This window comes from Mycobacterium sp. ITM-2016-00316 (assembly GCF_002968335.2).
In the GTDB taxonomy this organism is placed as follows: domain Bacteria; phylum Actinomycetota; class Actinomycetes; order Mycobacteriales; family Mycobacteriaceae; genus Mycobacterium.
This window is the reverse complement of the sequence record NZ_CP134398.1, coordinates 726,294-747,214: the sequence shown is the minus strand read 5'-3', so window position 1 is coordinate 747,214 and position 20,921 is coordinate 726,294. Positions and strand designations below refer to the sequence as shown.

The window sequence follows — 20,921 nt, the reverse complement described above, 5'->3', positions numbered from 1 at the left end:
GTGCGTGTCGTCACCGGGTGGCCTCGGCGGCCGCGCGCGCCGCGTGCGGCAGGGCCGCGGCGATCCGGTCGAAGGCGTCATCGTCGAGGGCGGTCGAGACGAACCAGGTTTCGAAGGCACTGCACGGCGGATAGATCCCGGCGTCCAGCAGAGCATGGAAGAACGCGGGGTAGCGCCAGGTCTCGGTGGCCTTGGCGGTGGCGAAGTTCGTCGGCTCGCTGTCCCCGAAGAAGACCGTCAGGAAGTTCCCGGCGCGTGAGACCCGGTGTGCGACCGAGGCCTCGGTGAGGGCACCGGTGATCAGCGCGCCGAGCCGGTCGGCGTTGGCATCCAGGGTCGCGTAGACGCCTGCGTCGGCGGCGCGCAGCGTTGCCAGACCGGCCGCCATGGCCACCGGGTTTCCCGACAGCGTGCCCGCCTGATACACCGGGCCGAGCGGTGCGAGCTTCTCCATCACCGCGGCGCGGCCGCCGAACGCCGCGGCGGGCAGGCCGCCGCTCATCACCTTGCCGAAGGTGAAGATATCGGCGTCGACCGGATCGAGGCCGTACCAACCGGACCGGCTGACCCGGAACCCGGTCATCACCTCGTCCATGATCAGCAGAGCTTCGTGCTCGGCGGTGATCCGGCGCAGCGCCGCGTTGTACCCCGGCAGCGGGGCGACCGTGCCCATGTTGCCCGGGCTGGCCTCGGTGATCACACAGGCGATCTGCTCGCCGTGGGTGGCGAACGCCTCCTCGACGGCGGCGACATCGTTGTAGGGAAGCACGATGGTGTCGGCGGCGGCCGCGCCGGTCACCCCGGGCGAGGACGGCAGGCCCAGCGTCGCCACCCCAGATCCGGCGTCGGCGAGCAGAGCGTCGCTGTGGCCGTGATAGCAGCCGGAGAACTTGATGATCTTGGGGCGCCCGGTGAAACCGCGGGCCAACCGAATGGCGCTCATGGTGGCCTCGGTGCCGGAGTTGACGAAGCGGATGCGCTCGACGGGCGCCACCCGGTCGATGATCGCGCGGGCGAGTTCGGTTTCCGCCGGCGTCGGGGCACCGAAGGACAGTCCGTCGGCGGCGACGCGCTGCACCGCCTCGACGACGTCGGGGTGGGCGTGCCCGAGGATCATCGGACCCCAGGAGCACACCAGGTCCACATAGCGGTTACCGTCGGCGTCGGTCAGCCAGTAGCCGTTGGCCGAGGTGATGAAGCGCGGGGTACCCCCGACGGCGCTGAAGGCCCGCACCGGCGAGTTCACCCCGCCGGGGATCACCGAGGACGCGTCGGCGAACAACTTCGCGGATGCCGAAACGGACGAACCGGTACTGCGCATGACCCCCAGTGTTCCAGTCAATGCCAACTCAGCAACTACAGGGTGTAGTGGAACTGGCGCTTCCCCCGCGCAGCAACTCATTCGTCGCGCGCCGCACGCACCTCGCCGAATCGGCGAGAACAGCATTTCAGCTGCTTCAGCACCGTTACGCGGCACGGTGAGCCACCGTGTGTGACATCGGCCAGCTACCCGTGAGCCGGGCCACGATCCGATATCCGTCCGGATTGCCGGAACAGCCCCGGTGCAAAGCGGTCGAGGTCGGCCCGGCCCGTCTCCTACCGCACGGACCTGATTCGGAGTCCTCTGCGCCGCATCTGCAGCAACCCCGTGGCGGCCGTCGGAGAGCTCTAGGATCGGGTCATGCTGTTCGCCCGCCAACGCGCCGAGCTCAACCGCAGGTTCGTCAATCCGGTGGTGGAACCCCTGGCCGGATATGTGCCGCTGTGGTCGGCCGTCGACCATGTCGGCCGCAGATCCGGGAAGGACTACCGCACACCGGTGACGGCCTTCCCGACCACCGATGGCGTGGCGGTGCTGCTGCCCTACGGCACCGATACCGACTGGGTGCGCAACCTGCAGGCCGCCGGGTCGGGTCGGGTGCAGATCGACGGCCGCAGCCTGCTGGTCGAGGCGCCCCGAGTGGTGCCGCTGAGTGAGGCGCTGAGCGTGCTCAAGGGGCCGTGGCGGCACGTGTTGCGCATTGTCCCGGTGAAATCCGCGTTGTTGCTCACGCGTTCCAGCTGAGCACCGTCCCGCTCGCCGCGGTCATCACGGTGCCGGGCTGCACCCGCAGCCGGTACGGGGCCAGGCGCAGGACTGCGAATGCCGGTGAGGTGGGTGAGTCCCAGCCCGGGATGATGGTCGGGTTGTACCCCAGTGGTTCCGGAGCCTGGACGAACTTGTCCCACACCGTCGTTCGGGTGTCGTCATCGGTGTACCACTCGACAAGGCAGTCGGCGCTGCAGGTGTCGTGGCTGGGTGCCCAGTAGTTCACCGACATGTACGGGTGCACCGCGAGATGCCGCTGCTTGACCGGCGAGGGCACGGTCGCCACCCAGCCGAACAGATCGGTGCCGTCCCACTCCCAGATGGGGTGCAGGACTCTGCTGCGCGGCTTGCTGTCGGCGTCCACGGTGGCCACCGAGGCCCACACGATGGAATGCGCCATGTCGACGAAGGCGGCGGCGATCTGTTCCAACGGCGTCACCCGGCCAGCCTAATTCTTCGGATTCTCAGTTTCTTCGGAGTTCTCATCGAACTTTGGGTTTCCGTCGCCGTCCAGCCAATCGGTCACCGCGGTGCCCGACACCGTGCCATCGCTGCCCGGGAGCACGGATGTCGGACGGTTGTCTTCATAGGCGCCGATCTCTTCCGGCGACGCCTCGGACCCGCGACCCTGTTCAGTAGTCATGGCTCACGGCTGCCCGAATATGTGAGCCACCAAACAATCAGGCCGATACCGACCGCAAAGCCGGAGGCAAGCTGGGCAGGAAATGCCGCGTCGCGAACGCCCGGATGTCGTCGGCGGTTTGCAGCGGCTGCACGCTGGGCAACAACAGCACCATCGCGGCATACCGCAGGATGGTGTCGGCCAGGTCGTTGACCGCCGGGGCGCCGATCCGCTCGGCGAAACCGTCCGGAAAGATCACCAGCAGCGCCGCGGCCATGCGTTCGACGGCGGCACCGTAGTGTCGGTGCAGCATCTCCTGTGCCAGGGCGGGATCGTCGACGATCATCTGGTTGAGCACCCGGTGCCGCCGGAACCTCATGATCGACAGCGTGAAGGCCTCCACGTAGTAATTCGCTTGCGGCTTCGCCTCTTTCAGCTCGGCCGCGATATCGGCGAACAGCGCCACGTTCTCACGCTCGATGACGGCGCCGACGAGTTCGTCGCGGTTGGCGAAGCGCCGGTAGATGGTGGTCCGGCTGACGCCGGCCCGTCGCGCGACATCGTCGAGGGCGACCTTGCGGAAGCCATGCCGTTCCAACTCGACGAGTGCCGCGTCGAGGATGGTTTCGCCGGCGTCAGCCCCTGGCATAACCGGCTTGGGCGAATTTGCTGTAGCGCACCGACATCGGCAACCGGTCCCATGCCCAGTTGACCGGACGCGACCGGCAGAACGCGGCGAACCGCTGGTAGTTGCGTTCTTGCCGCTCGGTCCACGGCAGTCCCAGCAGATCCCGTGCCCGTGGCGGCAGCCCGCCCGTGGTGATGAACGCGGCCACCGGATCGAACACCTTCGCGACGATCTTCCAGGCCACCGGATTCACGCCCTTGGGGCACGGGAATCCCTTGGTGACGTAACCGACGCCGTACCTGGCGGACTTGTGCGCGACGGCGACCTCGTCGAGCATCCGGTCCCAGTACTGCACGAACTCGACGTAGGTGGCCGGCTGCGGGCGATCACTGACCCCGTAGCGTCGGTACCAGGTCTTGGACTCCAGGAAGATCTGTTCTTTCTCGGCCTCGCTGAGGCGCTTGACGAAGGTGTCGGCGAAGTAGATGACCTGCTCGACGAACGTGGCGTGCGCCCAGTAGTAGGTCTCCGGATCCAGGGCGTGGTAGCGCCCGACCGGTGTGCCGTCCGGGCCGGGCATTTCGCCCTTGATATCGGTGTGGAAGTCGCGCACCTGGGTGCCCGCGTTCTGCTCTTCGGAGCCGTACACCGTCTTGAAGATCGGCGGGATGGTGCGCTTGAGACGCTCGGCGGTATCGGAGAAGAACGTCGAGTGATCCAGCACGCCCTGACCGAGTTCGGCGAGCATGTTCTGCAGTACCGCCGGACGCGGCCCGATGAGGTACATCCGGTTCTCCCCGAAGTACTTCCACACCAGGGAGTCGGGCCCGAGCGGTAATGCATCGTCGAGTGCCTCGGGTGCGTTCTCCGCCAGTTCGGTCATGGGGAACAGTGTTACAGATTCCGCACTTTGTTCCAATCAAGTGTGGCGCGGGTCATAATTCCGCGGGCTTACGGCAGGTCGGCGGCCTGACCGGGGCCTTCGGCGCCGGACCTGGACGCGGCGAAGTCGGCGGCCTGGTCGACCAGGCCGTTGGCCGCGTACATGTTGTGGGCATTCCCGTCGCCGCCTCCCGGGGCGCACACCGGATCGGTCGGGATGCACAGGTCCATCGTCTTGCCGGCGTAACCGCTGCCGACGGTGATCGGTGGCGCGCCGGTGTAGATCATCTGCAGGAAACCACTCGACGGCTTACCGAACAAGGCCACCGCGGCCACATGATCGGCCACCGACGGTTCCAGCGGACCGGTCAGGCCCGGCGGCAGGGCGAAACCCTCGGGCACCGCGTCTGCGGTGAGGTAGGCCGCGACCGCCGCCCCCTGCGAGAACCCGCCGAGCACCATCTTGGTGTCCGGGCAGGCCGCCGCCGTGGCGCGCACCTTGTTACTCGCGTCCACCACACCGTCGGCGGCGGTCGCGAAATCCAGCGACGCAGGATAGTTCACCGGGTACACGTCCACCGACTTGCCGGGGGTCTTGGCACGCAGCGCGTCCACGAACGCCTGGCCCGTGCCACCGACCCCGGGCGCCTCGAACGTGCCGCGCGCGAACAGCACCTGGATATCCGGACACGCCTCGGGCTCCGCCGCCGCAGGCCCCGCCAGCGCCAGCGACCCCGTCGCTACGCACGCCGCGGCTGCCGCGGCTCCCACCCAACGATCGATCCTTGTCATCGTTTCCATCCCAGAGCTCGTTCCCGACTCCGCGGTGACGGCGCTGCCCCCGCGACCAGCAGGCCCGGACTACCCGCGATCCGGACCGTCGAATCCCTCTGCAAATGTGGCCTGCCCCACGGACGGACGGGAGCGGCGCAATCGCGCGATGCCCAGTACCGTAAGCACCCCGGCGGCGGTCAGCAATACCAGCGCCAGCACGATCAGTGGCGGGTAATAGACCACCGTCGACACCGTGGGTTGGCCGTCCATGATCGGCGGCACCTGCTCCCTGGATCCGGCGGCGAGCCAGCTCATCACCGCACCGGCCAGGGCCAGAACTGCCACCGCGAGTTGCACCAGCGCGGTGCGCCTCACGACGCCGGCTCCCCGACCAGAGATTCCAACGCCGCGCGCAGTGTGCGATGCCTGCGCGCCCAGGCCTGGCCCGAACGGCCGTCGGTCAGTTTCATGCCGATGCCGGTACGCCCACGCGGAATGCCACTCAGCTCACCGAAGGCGCGGTAGGACTGCCATTTCTCGTTCTCGTGACGCTTGGGTTCCGGGTAGATCTTCACGATCTCGGCGATGGTGACGAACTCGGTGCCCTGCCGCAGCGTGGTGGGTGTCAACTCCACCGACGTGTGGATGCGCGCGGCCTTGATCTGAATCCACAGGAAGCCACTGACCAGGATCATGAAGGCCGCGGGCACCCCGAACTGCACGCCGCCACCACCCGAGAGCTGGATGAACATCATCGCGCCACCAGCCGCCGGGCCCGCCAGCAACCACCACCAGGTGCCGCCCGGCTCGTGGAACAACACCTGCTCGGTGGTGTCGGGTGTCGGCGGGGTGCCCTCGGTCATTGCACCTCCAGAAACCAGTCGGAGGCCGCCGGCCGCATGAACAGCGTCGCACCGATGGCCACCGGCACCACACCGAAAAGGGCCAGCGGCGCGATGGCAAACGGCGCCAGCAGCGCCAGCACGAACACCAGCGCCACCAATACCACTGCCAGCCACACCATCGCCCGGCGGAAGCGCAGGTCCCCGCTGCGCGCACGGCCCGCCAGGAAGCTCAGCACCACACCCGTGATCAGCAGCAGACCACTGATGCCCCCGCGCATGACCACGATGCTGTGGACCTCGCTGTCGGACAGCTCGGCGGAGAAGGCGCTGCGCGGCGTGCTGATCGCACTGATCAGCCCGAGCAGACCACCGGCCAGCATCAGCACCGATCCCGCCAGCACCAGCCAGAACGCGATGTTGACGATGGCCGGACGCGGCGCAGGTGTGGGTTTGGTCATATCCGCGCCAGCCTAACGGGTGAGGTATTCGTGAGCGTCCTTGCGGTGCAACAACACCACGCCGCCGAGAATCAGCACCGAACCGAAGATGGTGCACGCCGCGAACCCGACCGCGGCGAACTCGGACCGGTCCACGGTGAACAGGCTGGAGACCGAATAGACCACCGCCGTCAGGCCGCCCGCGGTCAGCAGCGTGCGCGGCCACCGGTAGCCCAGCCGCATCAGGACCGCGAACGTCGCGACCACGGCGATGGTCACCACGAGGAAAAGACCCGATGCGACGTAGACATAGGCACCGGCATCCGGCATGCGTGCGGTGGCCAGATCGATGATGTAGCCGATCGCCATGAGGGGCAGGGCTGCCATCCAGAGCCAGAACCCGGTGTCGACGTCCTCGGGGCGGCTCACCTGGTCGGCGGCGGGCGGTTCCTCGGTCACGCCAGCCATCCGGCGGCCTCGGCCGCCCAGTAGGTCAGCACGATATCGGCCCCGGCACGCCGGATACCGATCAACGATTCCAGTGCCGAAGCCTGCAGGTCGATCCAGCCGTTGGCCGCGGCGGCGCTGATCATCGCGTACTCCCCCGAGATCTGATACGCAGCCACCGGTACCGGTGAGATGTCCGCGGCGGCGGCCACCACGTCGAGATAGCTCATCGCGGGTTTGACCATCACGATATCGGCGCCCTCATCGATATCCAGCGTGATCTCGTGCACGGCCTCCCGGGCATTGCCCGCATCCTGCTGGTAGGTGCGCCGATCACCGGAAAGGCTGGAGCCGACGGCTTCCCGGAACGGGCCGTAGAAGGCCGAGGCGAACTTCGCGGCGTAGGCCAGGATGGCGACATCTTCGTGCCCGGCCTCGTCGAGACCGTCCCGAATCGCCGCCACCTGACCGTCCATCATGCCACTCGGCCCGACCACGTGCGCACCCGAATGAGCCTGGGCCACAGCGAGTTTCACATACTGTTCGTTGGTGGCGTCGTTGTCGACCCGGCCGTGCGCGTCCAGCACGCCGCAGTGCCCGTGATCGGTGAACTCGTCGAGGCAGGTATCGGCCATCAAAACGGTGGCGTCACCCAAATCAGCGGCAAGATCGCCGAGAGCCACGTTCAGGATGCCGTCCGGGTTCAGGCCTGCGCTACCGATGGCGTCCTTGTCCTCGTCGCGCGGCACACCGAAAAGCATCAGCCCGCCCACCCCGGCGGCCACCGCCTCGGCGGCGGCCCGGCGCAACGAATCCCGGGTGTGCTGGACGACTCCGGGCATCGAGGTGATCGGACGCGGCTCCGACAGTCCGTCGGCGACGAACATCGGCAGCACCAGATGGCGCGGCTCCAACGACGTCTGCGCGACCAGCCGACGCATCGCCGGCGTCGACCGCAGCCTACGGGGGCGGACCCGCATCTAGCTCTCCCGTCGCTTCGCCCGCCCCATTTAGCGGCGGCGGCTCTTCTTACGCGGCGGAGGCAGTGCACCCTCGGCCCGCAGGCGCGCGGCGTGCTCGGCGAGCGCCTCGACCAGCGGACCGACAGCGGCCGTCTCCGGCTGCACGTCGACGCGCAGGCCGAATTCGACTGCCGTTTCCGCGGTCTTGGGGCCGATGCACGCGACGATGGTCCGCGCGTGCGGCTTGCCTGCGATGCCGACCAGGTTGCGCACCGTCGAGCTCGAGGTGAAGCACACCGCGTCGAAACCGCCGGTCTTGATCATCTCGCGGGTCTGCGCCGGCGGCGGGGCTGCACGCACGGTGCGGTAGGCGGTGACATCCTCGATCTCCCAGCCACGTTCGCGCAGGCCCTCGGCCAGAGTTTCGGTGGCGATATCGGCGCGGGGCAACAACACCCGGTTCACCGGATCGAAAATCTCGTCGTAGTCCGGGAATTCGTCAAGCAGACCCAGTGAGGACTGCTCACCGGAGGGCACCAGCTCGGGGTTGATACCGAAGGCGCGAACCCGATCCGCGGTGGCCTGACCGACACAGGCGATCTTCACACCGGAGAACGCCCGCGCATCCAGACCGAACTCGTTGAACTTCTCCCACACCGCACGGACGGCGTTGGTCGAGGTGAACACCACCCACTGGAACCGTCCGTCGACCAAACCCTTGACGGCCCTTTCCATCTGGGCCGGGCTACGTGGCGGCTCGACGGCGATGGTGGGCACCTCGACGGGCAGTGCGCCGTGGGTGACCAGGCGATCGCTCATCTCACCGGCCTGATCCTTGGTGCGCGGCACCAGCACGGTCCAGCCGTACAGCGCACGGCTTTCCCACCAGTTCAGCTTCGCGCGGTTGGCGACGGTCTTGCCGATCGTCACCACCAGCGGCCCGGCCAGCGGACCCGGGGTGCCGCCGGTGGACTCGGCCGCGGTCAGAATCGCCTTGTCCCCCAGGCCGGCCAGCGTGGTCTCCACCGAATGCTGCTGGCAGGTGGTGCCATGCGCGGTGACCACGGCCGGGGTGTTCTCGGCCAGGCCGAACTCGACGAGGGTGCGCGCCGCATCGGCCAGATGCGAGGCGGTGGCGTGCAGGATCAGCGGGCCGGGGGCGGCGGCCAGCGCGGCCCAATCGACGTTGGGGTCCCGGACATCGGCCACGGTGTGCGAGGAGCCCAGCGGCAGACCGGCATACGTCGGCACTGCGGTGGTGTCCGGCAGGCCGGGCACGATCTCGAAATTCAGGTGGGTGCGAGCCAGGGTGTTGACCTCGGTGATGACCGCGTCGACCGAGAGCGGGTCACCGGCCACCAGCCGGACCACATCCACGCCGTGCCGGGCCTCGGCGGCCAGGGTCTTGGCGACCTCGGCCGGGTCGCCCAGCGCGGGACGCACATCGGGGCCACCGGCCACCACGGCCGCCAACTCGGCGCCATCGGAATCCGAGGCGGGAGCCTCCGGCGCCGGCCCGGACGTGGGCGGCAACTCGGAGCCGATCAGCGCCAACACCGCCTCGGGTACATCGGGGTCGGTGAACACCGTCGCGGCGTTGGCGAGTACCGTCCGCGCACGGGTCGTCAGCAGGCCTGGATCGCCCGGGCCTGAGCCAACGAACGTGATGCGGCCGGGCCGGATCTTGCGGCCTCGGCTACCTGCGTGCCCAGTCATCTGTCACTCCCAGCATCTGCCAACACGTCACGTGCACCCAGTTCGAACAGCTCCGCGGCCACCGAGAGCCCAAGCTCCCGTGCCCGCTCCGGAGTACCGATCCCGGACGCACGGATCACGTCGGATCCGTCCAGCGCCGCCACGCATGCCCGCAGCGACAGCTCTTCGAAGACCCGGCCGTCCTCATCGATGGACTCGACCACCTCAGCGATGGCACCCACCGGCGCGGAACAGCCCGCCTCCAGTTCGGCGAGCAGGGCACGTTCAGCGGTGACCGCGGCGCGAGTGTCGGCGTCATCCAACTCCGCCAGCACCGCGACAAGCTCACTGTCACCGGAGCGACACTCCACTGCGAGAGCCCCCTGCGCCGGTGCCGGCAACATCTGCACCGGTTCGAGAGACTCGGTCACAGCGTCGAGCCGTCCGATGCGTGCAAGACCCGCCCGGGCGACGACGACTCCGTCGAGATCACCGCTACTTACCCTGTTCAACCTGGTGTCTAGGTTGCCTCGTAGGGGGCGAATTTCCAAACCGAGACCCAGTGCTCTAAGCTGCGCGGCCCGTCGCGGGCTCGAGGTGCCGATCGTCGAGCCGGCGGGCAACTCTCCCAGCACCATGCCGTCACGGGCCACCAGCGCGTCCCTGGCGTCCTCACGGGGCGGGATGGCGGCGATGTCGAACCTGGGGTCGGCCGCGGTCGGCAAATCCTTGTAGGAGTGCACCGCCATGTCGACGACACCGTCGGCGACCGCCTCGCGCAGCGCCGCGGTGAAGACGCCGACGCCGATCTCAACGATGGGTGCACTGGATTGGTCGCCGGCCGTGGCGACGATGACCAATTCGGCGGGGTGGCCGTTGGCGGTCAGGGCATCACGGATGAAGCCGGCCTGAGTCGTCGCGAGCAGGCTGCCCCGGGTGCCGATCCGGATCACTCGGGCTGGTCGTTATCTGTTGCGATCAAAGGCAATTCGCCACCGGAGACGGCGTCGACAGCCTGCGGATCGAGCTCGAAGAGCTCACGCAGCGCCTCGGCGTAGCTGTCTCCGCCGGGGGCCCCTGCAAGTTGCTTCACCCGCACCGTGGGGGCGTGCAGCAGCTTGTCGACGACGCGGCGCACCGTGCGGGCCACCTCGTCGCGGTGCGTGGAGTCCAGCCCGGGCAGCCGGTTGTCCAGCCGCAGCAATTCGGCCTCCACCACATCGGCGGCACGCTGGCGCAGCGCCGTCACCGTCGGGGTCACCTCGGCCATCCGCTGCCCGGCCAGGTAGTTGGCAACCTCGGCGGCCACGATGGCCCGGGCCGCTTCGGCATCGGAAGCGGCCGCGCGGGCGGTGGGCTCGCGTTGGATGCGGTCCATGTCGATGACGTGCACGCCGGGCAGGCCGGCCACCGCGAGGTCGATATCGCGGGGCATACCCAGATCGCACATCACCAGCGGGCGGTCACCGTCGCGCGCCGTGAGGCCGTGGTGCACGTCGGCCAGCGACATCACCGGCCGGACCGCGCCGGTGCTGCTGACCACCACATCGGCGGTGGCCAGCACGGAGGAGATGTCGTCCAGGGTGTAGGCAGTGGCGGGCACGCCGAGTGCGGAGATGTTCTCGGCGAGCCGGCGGGCCCGCGGCAGCGACCGGTTGACCACATCGATGCGGTCCACCCCGGCCCGGACCAGGTGCTTGGCGGCCAATGCGCCCATCGAGCCGGCGCCGACCACGACGGCGGACTTACCGGCCAGGCCCGTGCCGATTCCCCGGTCGCTGCGCTCCAGCCCGCCGTTGAGCCGCTTTTCGGCCATCTCCAGCGACACCGACACCACCGAGGCGCCCGCGGAGTCGATTCCGGTCTCGTTGTGCACCCGCTTACCGACCGACAGCGCGCGCTGGGCCAGTTCGTGCAGGGTGCGACCGACGGTGTGGTTGGACTCGGCGGCGGCGTAGGCCCGCCGGACCTGGCCCAGGACCTGCTGCTCGCCCATGACGACGGAATCGAGTCCGCTGGTGACGGCAAACAAATGCTCGACGGCGGCCTCCGCGTAGCGCACATAGGCGTACTTGGTGAGGTCATTGAGGCCCATACCGGAATGCTCGGAGAGCACCTGACCGATCACCGACAACCCGCCGTGGAATGCGTCGACCACGGCGTACACCTCGACCCTGTTGCAGGTCGACAGCACCATGGCCTCGGTGACCAGCGAGGACTGCAGGACCTCGTCGATGATCTTGGCCTGATCGGACTCGTCAGTGCTCAACTGCTCCAGTACGGACACCGGCGCACTGCGATGCGAAACCCCGAATAGCAGCACGCTCACGGCATCATCACCTTCGACACTTCCCGTCGCTTCGCTCGCCCAGGACAGCTATTTCCGTCGCTTCGCTCGCCCGGTCAGGGTCCAAAGTAGCCGTTCACCAGCGCGCCACCAAATTAACTGACATCTGCGCGCAACCGGGGTTCGTCGACCTCCCAGTAGCTGTGTTCGGCGCCGTCGAGCAACACGACCGGCAGCCGATCGCCGAATTCGGCACGCAGGGCGGGTTCCCCCGCAGCAGCCGCTGCATCGACGTCGGTGGAGCTCAGCGCGAACCCCAGTTCTTCGGCCAGCGCGGTCAGCGCCGCGGCCGCTCGTTCGCACATGCTGCAGCCGGCTCGTGTGAGCAACACCACCTGATGGTCCACACATCCAGTATCGACCCTGCGTGACTTAGGGTTGAAACGTGTCCGAGACGCCCCCGCCGCCGCCGCCGGACCTGACCGCGGCCGCGTTCTTCGACGTCGACAACACCCTGGTGCATGGTTCGTCGCTGGTGCACTTTGCCCGCGGGCTGGCCGCCCGCAAGTACTTCACCTACGGCGACATCCTCGGAATCGTCTACGCGCAGGCGAAATTCCAGTTCACCGGCAAGGAGAACAGCGACGACGTCGCCGAGGGCAAGCAGAAGGCGCTGGCCTTCATCGAGGGCCGTTCGACCGCGGAACTGGTCGAACTCGGCGAGGACATCTATGACGAGATCATCGCCGACAAGATCTGGCCGGGCACCCGCGCGCTGGCCCAGATGCACCTCGACGCCGGGCAGCAGGTGTGGCTGGTGACCGCCACCCCTTTCGAACTCGCGGACACCATCGCCCGCCGGCTGGGCCTGACCGGGGCGCTGGGCACCATCGCCGAATCGGTCGACGGTGTCTTCACCGGCCGGCTGGTCGGCGACATCCTGCACGGGGCGGGTAAGGCGCACGCGGTCCGGTCGCTGGCCATCCGAGAGGGTCTCAACCTGCGCCGATGCGCGGCGTACTCGGACAGCTTCAACGACGTGCCGATGCTGTCACTGGTCGGCACGGCAGTGGCGATCAACCCCGATGCCGCACTGCGCGATGTCGCGCGTGAACGCGGATGGGAGATACGCGACTTCCGCACCGCACGCAAAGCGGCCCGGATCGGGGTCCCATCGGCGCTGGCCCTGGGCGCGGTCGGCGGAGCCCTGGCCGCGGTGGCCTCCCGGCGCGACGCGGGTCGTTGACCCTCGCGCTGATAGGCTGACCCGCCATGGGAATCGCTGAAGAGATTGTCGGAACCCACTTCCGGTACCCCGACTATTTCGAGGTCGGACGGGAGAAGGTCCGCGAATTCGCGAACGCCGTCAAGGACGAGCATCCCGCGCATCACTCCGAAGAGGGCGCCGCCGAGCACGGGCACGACGCCATGCTTGCGTCGTTGACGTTCATCGCGGTGGCCGGCCGGCGGGTCCAGTTGGAGATCTTCAACCAGTTCGATGTGCCGGTCAACATGGAGCGCGTGCTGCACCGCGACCAGAAGCTGATCTTCCACCGCCCCATCAAGGTCGGCGACAAGTTGTGGTTCGACTCGTACCTGGACTCGGTCATCGAATCGCACGGCGCCATCCTCACCGAGGTGCGGGCCGAGGTCACCGACGACGACGGCAATCCCGTGCTCACCAGCGTCATCACGATCCTCGGTGAGGCCGAACACGAAGGCCACACGGACGAGGTCACCGCGCAGATCGCCGCCGCCCGCGATGCCGCGATCGCGAAGATGGTGGCCGGGCAGAACGCCTGAGCCCGCGCGTCCAGGCCGAGTGTGAATCGTCGTCGGTGAAACTCCCGCGCGGCCGACGAGGACTCACACTCGCGAGCCGGGCATCGGCGAATCAGCCCAGGAAGGTGTTCCGGCGGTTGGCCAGCAGTTGGTACAGGGTGTGCTGGATGGTCTCGCGGACCTGGTCGGTCAGTTCGAAGGTGACCATCGGATCGTCGGCGGCCGTCTCGTCGTAGCCCTCGGTCGAGATCGGTTCCCCGAACTTGATATGCCATTTGGACGGCAGCGGCACCAGCCCGAGCGGCCCGGCCAGCGGGAACAGCGGGGTCACCGGGAAGTACGGCAGGCCCAGCACCCGCGCCAGCAGCTTGATGTCGCCGATCTTGGGATAGATCTCCTCGGATCCCACGATGGAGCACGGCACGATCGGCGCCTTGGCCCGCAGTGCGGCCGAGACGAACCCGCCGCGGCCGAACCGCTGCAGCTTGTAGCGGTCCTTGAACGGTTTGCCGAGGCCCTTGAAGCCCTCGGGGAACACCGCGGTGAGCTCACCCGCGGCGAGCAACCGGTGCGCGTCGGAGGTGCAGGCGACGGTGTGCCCGGCCTTGCGAGCGGCCTGCCCGACAACGGGCATGTCGAACACCAGGTCGGCGGCCAGCATGCGCAGCACGCGCTGACGCGGATGGTGATCGTGCACGGCGACCGCGGCCATCAGCCCGTCGAAGGGCAGCACGCCGGCATGGTTGGCCACCACCAGCGCGGCTCCATCGAGCGGGAGGTTCTCGACACCGCTGACCTCAACCCGGAACCAGGAGTTGAAAAGCCCACGCAGCATGGGCAACACAACGGCGTCGTTGAGGTGTGCGTCGAACCCGAACTCGTCGACGGTGTAGTCACCGGTCATCCGTTTGGTGACGAACTCGGCGATCCCCGAGATGGCCCTGGCCAGCTCGTTGGGGGCGTCGTCGGCAGCAGTTTCGGCGGCACCGTTGCGGTGCTGATCGATCTCGCGGACGACGGCGGCCATCTGCTCGGCGGAGGCGCGACCATCGGGATCGGCGAGCAGCGACGGGTGCCTGCGCGCACTGTCCGCCCGCTGCGAGGCCCGGCGCTGCGCCGAGGAACGGCCCGAATTGGAGTGCAGCGGAATCACTTTCGCTCTGGGTTCACCCGCCACGCGTCACCCTCTCCCCCCGCCCGATCACCTAGTCGACTAGCCTCCGACGCGTTGCGCCAGCGTCACGGCACGGCTCTCCACTGAGCGTACCCATTTCGGGTCGATGATCGGAGTCAGACCACGTCCCCGCACGTAATCGTCAAAAGCCTCCGCTGTCGTCCACTTAGGGTTATACCCTAGGACGTTACGCATGCGCGCGGTGTCCATCACCCGGCCGTAGCTCAGATAATTCAGCTGCTCGCGATCGAGTTCGGTGTAACTCGTTGCGCGCCTCAAGGAATCGACGGCGGCCAGCGCCGAACGAGGCACCGGCAGCGCGACCCGTCCGGATCGGCGGATCGCCTGACTCATCATGATGATGCCCGACGCTCCGACGTTGAAGGTGCCCGCGCGACCGGCGACCGTGGCACGCTCCAGCGCACCGAGCGCATCCTGTTCGTGCAGCAGTTGCAGCCGCGCATCGCGCCCCAGCACCGAGGGCACCACCGGACCGGCCAGGTACCGCGACAGCGCGGTGTCCATCGCAGGGCCGATCATGTTGGCCAGCCGCAGGATCGTCACCGCGATATCGGGACGACGGCGGGCCAAACCGCGGACGTACCCCTCGATATCGATGCTGTCGCGGGCGAAACCGTCCGCGGGCGGCCGGCGGGCCCCGCCGTCCTCGGTGAACATCACCGGGTCCCGTGAGCTCGCCCCGTACACCTCGGAGGTGGACTTGAGAATGACCCGGCGTACCGACGGCGCCTTCTGGCACGCCGCGAAGAGCTGGATCGCCCCCATCACGTTGAGCTCTTTGAGGGTCGCCCGCCCGCCTGCCCGCGGTGCGTACGACGCCGCCGCGGCGTGCACGACGGTGTCGACGTCACCGTTTCGGATGACCTTGGCGATGAACGGGTTGCGGATGTCGGCGCGCACGAATTCCGCGCGCCCCATCCTGCGTAACAGATCCTTGCTCGGCGCGATGGCGTCGACCGCGATGACGTGGTCGATCGCCGGGTTCTGCACGAGCCGAGCGGTCAGGTAGCCGCCGAGGAAACGGCAGGCGCCGGTGACCAACACCACTTTCGGATCGGTCGCCTGCTCGTCCATCGGGCCAGCCTATCGGCTGAAGCCGAAAGCTACTTACCGAGTTTTCTGCGCTGAACCCGAGTGCGACGAAGCAGCTTCCGGTGCTTCTTCTTCGACATGCGCTTGCGCCGCTTCTTGATAACTGAACCCATGAACTCCGCTACCTACCAATGAGTGAACTGACCGGGTCACCTTACCTGGGTGGCCCGGCCAAGTGGAAAACGCGTCCTACCCGGCGTCGAAGTACGACGTCTCCAGCAGATCGTGGACCGCCTTGGCATGCACCCGGAAGGACCGTCCGACGCGTACCGCCGGCAGTTCGCCGTTGTGCACCAGCCGGTAGACGGTCATCTTGCTCACCCGCATCAGGCTTGCCACTTCCGCGACGGTGAGAAATTGAGCCTTCGGCTGGCCGTCGCCGGCGGAATCCCGCGCCGATGGCCCGTTCAATGACGTCATCGCAACCCAATCCATAAGGCACGGCCGTTCCAGCGGCTTCCCCACCGCTGGCACGTACGCGTGCATACACGAGGAGAATAGCGTGGCCACTGGGGTTATTGCGACGGGTGTGGGCTAATCAGTCCGAAATTGGTGAACTACTCGGATGTAATTCCGAGCTGCTCAGAGCGCCTTTTTGCCGCCGCGATGGCATCGGAGACGGCACTGCGGAGGCCGCCTCGCTCCAGTTCCCGCAGACCAGCCGCGGTGGTACCGCCTGGAGACGTCACGATGGCCCGCAGCACGGTCGCCGAGGTGTCCATCACACCGGCCTGCGCGCTGTCCCGGCGGTCCAACAGCATGGCCGCCGATCCGGCCATGGTGTGCACCACGAGTTCGGTGGCGACCTCCCGGCTCAGCCCGGCATCGACGCCTGCGTCGACCAGTGCCTCGACCATCAGGAAGAAGTAGGCGGGCCCGGAACCCGACACCGCGGTCACCGCGTCCAGCTGCGATTCGGCCACCGTCAGCACATCGCCGACGGTGTCGAAGATGTCCGACACCTCCTTGAGCTGCTCGGCCGTCGCGAACCGGCCGGCGGCCACCGCACTGACACCCCCACCGACGACCATCGGGGCGTTCGGCATCACCCGGATGACCGGGGTGCCCGCGGGCAGTTTGGCCTCGAAGAACGCCGTGCTGACGCCCGCGGCCACGCTGACGAAGACCTGCTCCTCGCTCTGGCCCTCGGCCTTGGCGACGGCCTCGGCGATCTGACCGGTCACCGACTCCACATCGGTCGGTTTGACGGCGATGATGACGTAGGTGGCGCTGTCCGCGGCGTCGGACACCGAGGTCACCCGCACCGAGTAGGTTTCTGCCAGCTGCTTGGCACGGTCGGGATGCTTCTCGGCGACGACGAGGTCCTTGACCTGACGGCCCGCCCTCAACAGCCCCGAGAGCAGCGCTTCGCCGATACTTCCTCCGCCGATGATCGCAATTCTTGCCACGGGTGCAGTTTCCCATGGCGGGTGCCAGGGCGAGCGAAGCGACGGGGGAAAACTTCAGGGCGAGCGCAGCGACGGGGAAAGTTCGCGTCTACGTCGACGGCACCAGCGCGAGCTGACGGGTCTGCACCACGATGCGGCCCGCCGAGTCCACCACGACATGGTCCTCGTCGAACCACTCCTGACCGATCTGGGTCGTGGTGCACAGCACCCGCAGCCAGCCGTCGGCCGGGCGGGCCCGCAGGAAGGCCGTCAGCTGGACGGTGGGGGCCCAGCCGAACCGGTTGACCCCGAACGTCACCGGGGCCGACACATCGCCACACAGCAGGGCGAAAAGCACATCGGGAGCTTCGCCCCGGGGCCGCACCCAGTACTCGATGACCGGTGGTCCGCCATCCGAGCGCGGCGCCATGGTCGTCAACGACGGCCGGATATCGCATCCGTGGGCCAGATGCACAATGTCGGCCATCCGGTGTCCGGGACCGATCGGCTCCAGCCCGGGCGGCGGTTCGGGCGTCATCAACGGCACGACGGGGTTGGTCGACAGCAGCGGCGGCGCATCGTGCTCGGGGACGCCGAGGGTGACCGCCGCGCGGACCGCCACCCGGTCGCCCTGCATCAGTTCGACGTCGACCAGGCTGATCCGGCGGCCACGTTTGCGCACGGTCGTGATGACCCGCAGGGCGCCGGGATCCGGTGCCCACAGAAAGTTCCCGGACACCGCAATGGGTTCCATTGGGTTGATCCCCGGGTCGCTGCGCTCCAGCCCGCCGGACGGTTCGGCCAGCTCGGCGCGCGCCGCATTCGCACACAGCGCCAGCATCGCCCCGCCGTGCACCTTGGGCCCGATGGTCCAGTGCTCGTTGAGCGCACCCTCGTACACGCCGTCGCCGGCCGACCGCAGGCGCATGGCATCGCTGAACAACACGCTCATCGCAGCAGGTGCTCCCGGGCGAACTGCAGGGACTCGGTCAACAGGGCCTCCCGTTCGGCGGCGTTACGGGCTCCCGAGGTGGTGACCTCAAGAATGACGTGGCCGGTGAAATCACTGGCGGCCAACTGACGGCACACCTCGGCGGCGGGCTGGGTGCCCCGGCCCGGCACCAGATGCTCGTCGGTGGACGCCCCACTGCCGTCGCACAGGTGCAGATGAACCAGGCCCTGCCCCATCCGTCGCGCCATCTCCAGTGCGTCGGTGCCCGCCGTGGCGCTGTGCGACAGGTCCAAGGTGTAGTGCGCATGCCCGCCGTCGAGCGGGTCGAAGGACGGCGCGAACGCCGAGATGCCCGGGCCGGGGCTGCCGCCGCGTTTGCGCATCCGCTCGATCGAGGGCAGTCCGGTGCCCCAGAACCTGTCTGCCCGGAACGGGAACATGTTCTCCACCGCGACCAGGACATCGCTACCGGCCTCCAGGTCGGCGACCTGCTCGCTGAACCCCTCGGCGTAGCGGCGCTGCCAGCGGAACGGCGGATGCACCACCACGGTCTGGGCGCCCAGCTGCTCGGCGGCCCGCACGCTGCGTTCCAGCTTGGCGATCGGGTTCGCGCCCCACACCCGTTGTGAGATCAGCAGGCACGGCGCATGCACCGAGAGCACCGGGATGCCGTACGTCTGCGACAGGGCTTCGACGGCCTCGATGTCCTGGCTGACCGGTTCTGCCCAGACCATCAACTCGACACCGTCGTAGCCCAGGCGGGCGGCGTAGTCGAAGGCCGCCTCGGTCCGCAGCGGGTACACCGAGGCCGTCGACAGACCGACCTTGATCGCGGGGCGCACTTAGGTGGACTGCAGCAGGGCCAGCGGCCCGAGCGTCACCATGGCGCCCACCGCCACCGCGATCAGCGTGCTCGCGATGTCCTCGGTCTTACGCACCACCCGCACACCCACCACCAGGCCCAGGATCACCAGCACCGAGAGCGCCAGCGCCACGATGTTGTTCCACTTCCACAGCTGGTCGAAAGCGATGAACAGACCTGCGCCGAGCGCGACCGCGAGCACGCTCTGCACCACGATCCACACGCCGCGCATGAACGGCGTCGGAGCGTCGGGTTCGGTCAGGTCCAGCGCCGCCAGCGGCTCGTCGGCGTCGATGGCCACCTTCTGGGTGTCCCCGAGATCGATGTCCTCCGGGCCGAGTGTCCGGCCCTTGCGGGCCACATCGTCGGCGACGGAATCCCCACCGAACAGCGTGTCGGACGGTGACCTCTGGAACGACGGGCGGTTCTTCACGGTGCCGCGGTCATCGTCGCCATCATCGAGGGCTTCGTGATCATCGTCGTCGTGCAGCGGGTCGAAGGTCATCCCCTCGGCGCCACCGGCCGGCACATGCGGGTGCTTCTTCAAGGTGTGCGCGTGGCGGCGCGGGGCAAAGGCCAGTGGCTCGGGCTCCGCATCGCGCTGCTGCAGGTGCTCGGCGTAATCGGTTTCGGCGGCGTCGGGCTCGGCTTCGGGCTCTGTCTCCGGCTCCGGTTCCGGTTCCGGTTCGGCCTCCGGTTCGACATCGGCCTGCACCGGGGTTTCCTCGACAACGGGGGTTTCCTCGACGACGGGGGTGTCCTCGACCGTCGGCGGCTCCTCGACGACCGGGGTCGCCTCGGCCGTGGGTGCGTCCTCGATCGTGATGATCGGCATCTCACCGGTCAGCTCGGCGACGGTGACCGCATCGGCATTGCCACGGCGGCGCCGGCGGCGGCCGCCGGGTGCCGGGGATCCGATCGATCCGTTCTTGGCGAGCAGCTCCGCCACCGATATCGGACGGGTGGACGTGGTATCGCTCGGTTCTGTCATCGTGTGTTGCCCTTGGGAGTGGCTGGGGTGGTCTCGACCAGGGCGGTTCCGTCCGCTTCACTGTCGAGTTTCCGCAGAATCAGTCCCTCCCGCAATGCCCAGGGACAGATCTGTACCGTTTCGACACCCAGCGCCCGCATGCTCGCCTCAGCTACCAATGCGCCCGCCACGATCTGTGGCGCCCGTTCGGCACTCACCCCTTCCAGCTCTGCTCTGTCGGCCGTAGTCATCCTAGAGATGAACGCGATGAGCTGCCGTAGGCCGGCTGCGGTCAGCGTCCGCTTGACCCTCGGGCCTGCACCCGAGGGCGCCGCACCGGTGAGCCGGGCCAGCGAACGGAACGTCTTCGAGGTGGCGACCGCCAGGTCCGGTGTGCCCGCAGCCTGCATCACCGCGCCCGCCTCGGACAACTCGGTGGACAGCCAGTCCCGCAGCATCGCCACCCGGCGGCGACCCGGCGGATCCTCGGACAACCATTCCCTGGTCATCCGGCCGGCGCCCAGCGGTAGCGACATTGCGACCTCCGGCTCCTCGTCGACACCGCTGGAGAGCTCCAGTGAACCGCCGCCGATATCGATGTTGATGATGCGCCCGGCACTCCAGCCGTACCAGCGGCGCACCGCGAGGAAGGTGAGCCGGGATTCGTCGACACCGCTGAGGACCCGCAGCGCGACCCCGGTCTCGGCCTTCACCCGGGCCAGCACCGCCTCGGAGTTCTTGGCGTCGCGCACCGCAGAGGTCGCGAAGGCCATCATCTCCGCGCACCCCGAACTGGTCGCGATCTTCGCGAATTCATCGACGGTGGCGACCAGCGCGTCCGAACCCTTGCGGGTCAGCTTTCCGCTCGAGTTCGATGGCCTCGGCCAAGCGCAGCGCGGCCTTGGTGGAACTCATCGGGGTCGGATGGCCGCCACGGCGCGCATCGACAACCAACAAATGCACCGTATTGCTGCCCACATCCAGCACGCCCAATCGCACGCGACCCACGTTA

The 20,921-nt window shown here is 68.1% G+C and carries 26 protein-coding genes and 1 pseudogene; 3 read left to right on the top strand and 24 right to left on the bottom strand.

Annotated elements, in window-relative coordinates:
- Nucleotides 1–10 precede the first annotated feature (10 nt).
- The gene (gene hemL, locus C6A86_RS03580) at nucleotides 11–1,321 is read right to left on the bottom strand and encodes a glutamate-1-semialdehyde 2,1-aminomutase (RefSeq protein WP_311101029.1); all 1,311 of its coding nucleotides are present in this window, start codon (nucleotides 1,319–1,321) and stop codon (nucleotides 11–13) included.
- Between the two features lie 360 nt (nucleotides 1,322–1,681).
- Here hemL and C6A86_RS03575 point away from each other — a divergent pair, with 360 nt between their 5' ends.
- Nucleotides 1,682–2,065, top strand: a complete 384-nt coding sequence (locus tag C6A86_RS03575; RefSeq protein WP_105364350.1) for a nitroreductase family deazaflavin-dependent oxidoreductase — start codon at nucleotides 1,682–1,684, stop codon at nucleotides 2,063–2,065.
- On the opposite strand, the gene C6A86_RS03570 is transcribed toward C6A86_RS03575, so the two are convergent.
- From C6A86_RS03570 to C6A86_RS03505, 14 genes are all read right to left on the bottom strand, one after another.
- Nucleotides 2,049–2,528, bottom strand: a complete 480-nt coding sequence (locus tag C6A86_RS03570; protein WP_105364351.1) for a pyridoxamine 5'-phosphate oxidase family protein — start codon at nucleotides 2,526–2,528, stop codon at nucleotides 2,049–2,051. The two genes, C6A86_RS03575 and C6A86_RS03570, sit on opposite strands and share 17 nt — an antisense overlap.
- A gap of 9 nt (nucleotides 2,529–2,537) precedes the next feature.
- The gene (locus C6A86_RS03565; RefSeq protein WP_105364352.1) at nucleotides 2,538–2,732 is read right to left on the bottom strand and encodes a hypothetical protein; all 195 of its coding nucleotides are present in this window, start codon (nucleotides 2,730–2,732) and stop codon (nucleotides 2,538–2,540) included.
- Between the two features lie 37 nt (nucleotides 2,733–2,769).
- Nucleotides 2,770–3,360, bottom strand: a complete 591-nt coding sequence (locus tag C6A86_RS03560; RefSeq protein WP_105364353.1) for a TetR/AcrR family transcriptional regulator — start codon at nucleotides 3,358–3,360, stop codon at nucleotides 2,770–2,772.
- Nucleotides 3,347–4,222, bottom strand: coding sequence for an oxygenase MpaB family protein (locus C6A86_RS03555; protein WP_105364354.1), 876 nt, complete (start codon nucleotides 4,220–4,222; stop codon nucleotides 3,347–3,349). Before C6A86_RS03555 ends, C6A86_RS03560 begins: the two co-directional genes overlap by 14 nt.
- Nucleotides 4,223–4,290: 68 nt before the next feature.
- Nucleotides 4,291–5,013, bottom strand: a complete 723-nt coding sequence (locus tag C6A86_RS03550) for a cutinase family protein (protein ID WP_105364378.1) — start codon at nucleotides 5,011–5,013, stop codon at nucleotides 4,291–4,293.
- Between the two features lie 69 nt (nucleotides 5,014–5,082).
- Nucleotides 5,083–5,370 carry a hypothetical protein gene (locus C6A86_RS03545; protein WP_105364355.1) on the bottom strand — a complete coding sequence of 96 codons (288 nt, stop codon included), beginning with the start codon at nucleotides 5,368–5,370 and terminating at the stop codon, nucleotides 5,083–5,085.
- A complete protein-coding gene (locus C6A86_RS03540) occupies nucleotides 5,367–5,858 on the bottom strand; it encodes a DUF3093 domain-containing protein (RefSeq protein ID WP_105364356.1) in 492 nt (163 codons plus the stop codon). Before C6A86_RS03540 ends, C6A86_RS03545 begins: the two co-directional genes overlap by 4 nt.
- Complete coding sequence (locus C6A86_RS03535) at nucleotides 5,855–6,298, bottom strand: hypothetical protein (RefSeq protein WP_105364357.1); 444 nt, start codon at nucleotides 6,296–6,298, stop codon at nucleotides 5,855–5,857. The genes C6A86_RS03540 and C6A86_RS03535 overlap by 4 nt, the downstream gene beginning before the upstream one ends.
- Before the next feature lie 12 nt (nucleotides 6,299–6,310).
- Entirely contained in the window at nucleotides 6,311–6,745 is a 435-nt protein-coding gene (locus tag C6A86_RS03530) for a hypothetical protein (RefSeq protein ID WP_105364358.1), read from the bottom strand.
- Nucleotides 6,733–7,704: a porphobilinogen synthase gene (gene hemB, locus C6A86_RS03525; RefSeq protein ID WP_105364359.1), complete on the bottom strand. Its 972-nt coding sequence runs from the start codon at nucleotides 7,702–7,704 to the stop codon at nucleotides 6,733–6,735. Before hemB ends, C6A86_RS03530 begins: the two co-directional genes overlap by 13 nt.
- A gap of 30 nt (nucleotides 7,705–7,734) precedes the next feature.
- On the bottom strand, nucleotides 7,735–9,402 hold the full coding sequence (locus C6A86_RS03520; RefSeq protein ID WP_105364360.1) for a bifunctional uroporphyrinogen-III C-methyltransferase/uroporphyrinogen-III synthase: 1,668 nt from the start codon (nucleotides 9,400–9,402) through the stop codon (nucleotides 7,735–7,737).
- Nucleotides 9,399–10,334 (bottom strand): hydroxymethylbilane synthase, encoded by a 936-nt coding sequence (gene hemC / locus C6A86_RS03515; protein WP_105364361.1) that lies wholly within the window; start codon nucleotides 10,332–10,334, stop codon nucleotides 9,399–9,401. Before hemC ends, C6A86_RS03520 begins: the two co-directional genes overlap by 4 nt.
- Nucleotides 10,331–11,710: a glutamyl-tRNA reductase gene (locus C6A86_RS03510; protein ID WP_105364362.1), complete on the bottom strand. Its 1,380-nt coding sequence runs from the start codon at nucleotides 11,708–11,710 to the stop codon at nucleotides 10,331–10,333. Before C6A86_RS03510 ends, hemC begins: the two co-directional genes overlap by 4 nt.
- A gap of 113 nt (nucleotides 11,711–11,823) precedes the next feature.
- On the bottom strand, nucleotides 11,824–12,033 hold the full coding sequence (locus C6A86_RS03505) for a glutaredoxin family protein (protein WP_233213083.1): 210 nt from the start codon (nucleotides 12,031–12,033) through the stop codon (nucleotides 11,824–11,826).
- Nucleotides 12,034–12,113: 80 nt separating this feature from the next.
- Here C6A86_RS03505 and C6A86_RS03500 point away from each other — a divergent pair, with 80 nt between their 5' ends.
- Nucleotides 12,114–12,914: an HAD family phosphatase gene (locus C6A86_RS03500; RefSeq protein WP_199196268.1), complete on the top strand. Its 801-nt coding sequence runs from the start codon at nucleotides 12,114–12,116 to the stop codon at nucleotides 12,912–12,914.
- 26 nt (nucleotides 12,915–12,940) lie between these two features.
- Nucleotides 12,941–13,471, top strand: coding sequence for a MaoC family dehydratase N-terminal domain-containing protein (locus tag C6A86_RS03495; RefSeq protein WP_105364364.1), 531 nt, complete (start codon nucleotides 12,941–12,943; stop codon nucleotides 13,469–13,471).
- A gap of 91 nt (nucleotides 13,472–13,562) precedes the next feature.
- On the opposite strand, the gene C6A86_RS03490 is transcribed toward C6A86_RS03495, so the two are convergent.
- The 9 genes and pseudogenes from C6A86_RS03490 to C6A86_RS03450 all read right to left on the bottom strand — a co-directional run bounded on the left by C6A86_RS03490 (nucleotide 13,563) and on the right by C6A86_RS03450 (nucleotide 20,908).
- Nucleotides 13,563–14,627 (bottom strand): lysophospholipid acyltransferase family protein, encoded by a 1,065-nt coding sequence (locus tag C6A86_RS03490; protein ID WP_105364365.1) that lies wholly within the window; start codon nucleotides 14,625–14,627, stop codon nucleotides 13,563–13,565.
- Nucleotides 14,628–14,663: 36 nt separating this feature from the next.
- A complete protein-coding gene (locus C6A86_RS03485) occupies nucleotides 14,664–15,719 on the bottom strand; it encodes an SDR family oxidoreductase (protein WP_199196269.1) in 1,056 nt (351 codons plus the stop codon).
- A 29-nt stretch (nucleotides 15,720–15,748) separates the two neighbouring features.
- Nucleotides 15,749–15,850 carry a 30S ribosomal protein bS22 gene (locus C6A86_RS03480; RefSeq protein WP_003402602.1) on the bottom strand — a complete coding sequence of 34 codons (102 nt, stop codon included), beginning with the start codon at nucleotides 15,848–15,850 and terminating at the stop codon, nucleotides 15,749–15,751.
- 76 nt (nucleotides 15,851–15,926) lie between these two features.
- Nucleotides 15,927–16,157: a cell division/environmental response transcriptional regulator gene (locus tag C6A86_RS03475; protein WP_057170115.1), complete on the bottom strand. Its 231-nt coding sequence runs from the start codon at nucleotides 16,155–16,157 to the stop codon at nucleotides 15,927–15,929.
- Nucleotides 16,158–16,294: 137 nt separating this feature from the next.
- Nucleotides 16,295–17,146 carry a pyrroline-5-carboxylate reductase gene (gene proC, locus C6A86_RS03470; RefSeq protein WP_105364366.1) on the bottom strand — a complete coding sequence of 284 codons (852 nt, stop codon included), beginning with the start codon at nucleotides 17,144–17,146 and terminating at the stop codon, nucleotides 16,295–16,297.
- Between the two features lie 88 nt (nucleotides 17,147–17,234).
- Nucleotides 17,235–18,077, bottom strand: a complete 843-nt coding sequence (locus C6A86_RS03465; RefSeq protein WP_105364367.1) for a thioesterase family protein — start codon at nucleotides 18,075–18,077, stop codon at nucleotides 17,235–17,237.
- The gene (locus C6A86_RS03460) at nucleotides 18,074–18,919 is read right to left on the bottom strand and encodes a sugar phosphate isomerase/epimerase (protein ID WP_105364368.1); all 846 of its coding nucleotides are present in this window, start codon (nucleotides 18,917–18,919) and stop codon (nucleotides 18,074–18,076) included. Before C6A86_RS03460 ends, C6A86_RS03465 begins: the two co-directional genes overlap by 4 nt.
- Nucleotides 18,920–19,930, bottom strand: coding sequence for an FUSC family protein (locus tag C6A86_RS03455; protein ID WP_105364369.1), 1,011 nt, complete (start codon nucleotides 19,928–19,930; stop codon nucleotides 18,920–18,922).
- Nucleotides 19,927–20,908: pseudogene (locus tag C6A86_RS03450) on the bottom strand (hypothetical protein). Before C6A86_RS03450 ends, C6A86_RS03455 begins: the two are co-directional and overlap by 4 nt.
- Nucleotides 20,909–20,921: the final 13 nt, after the last annotated feature.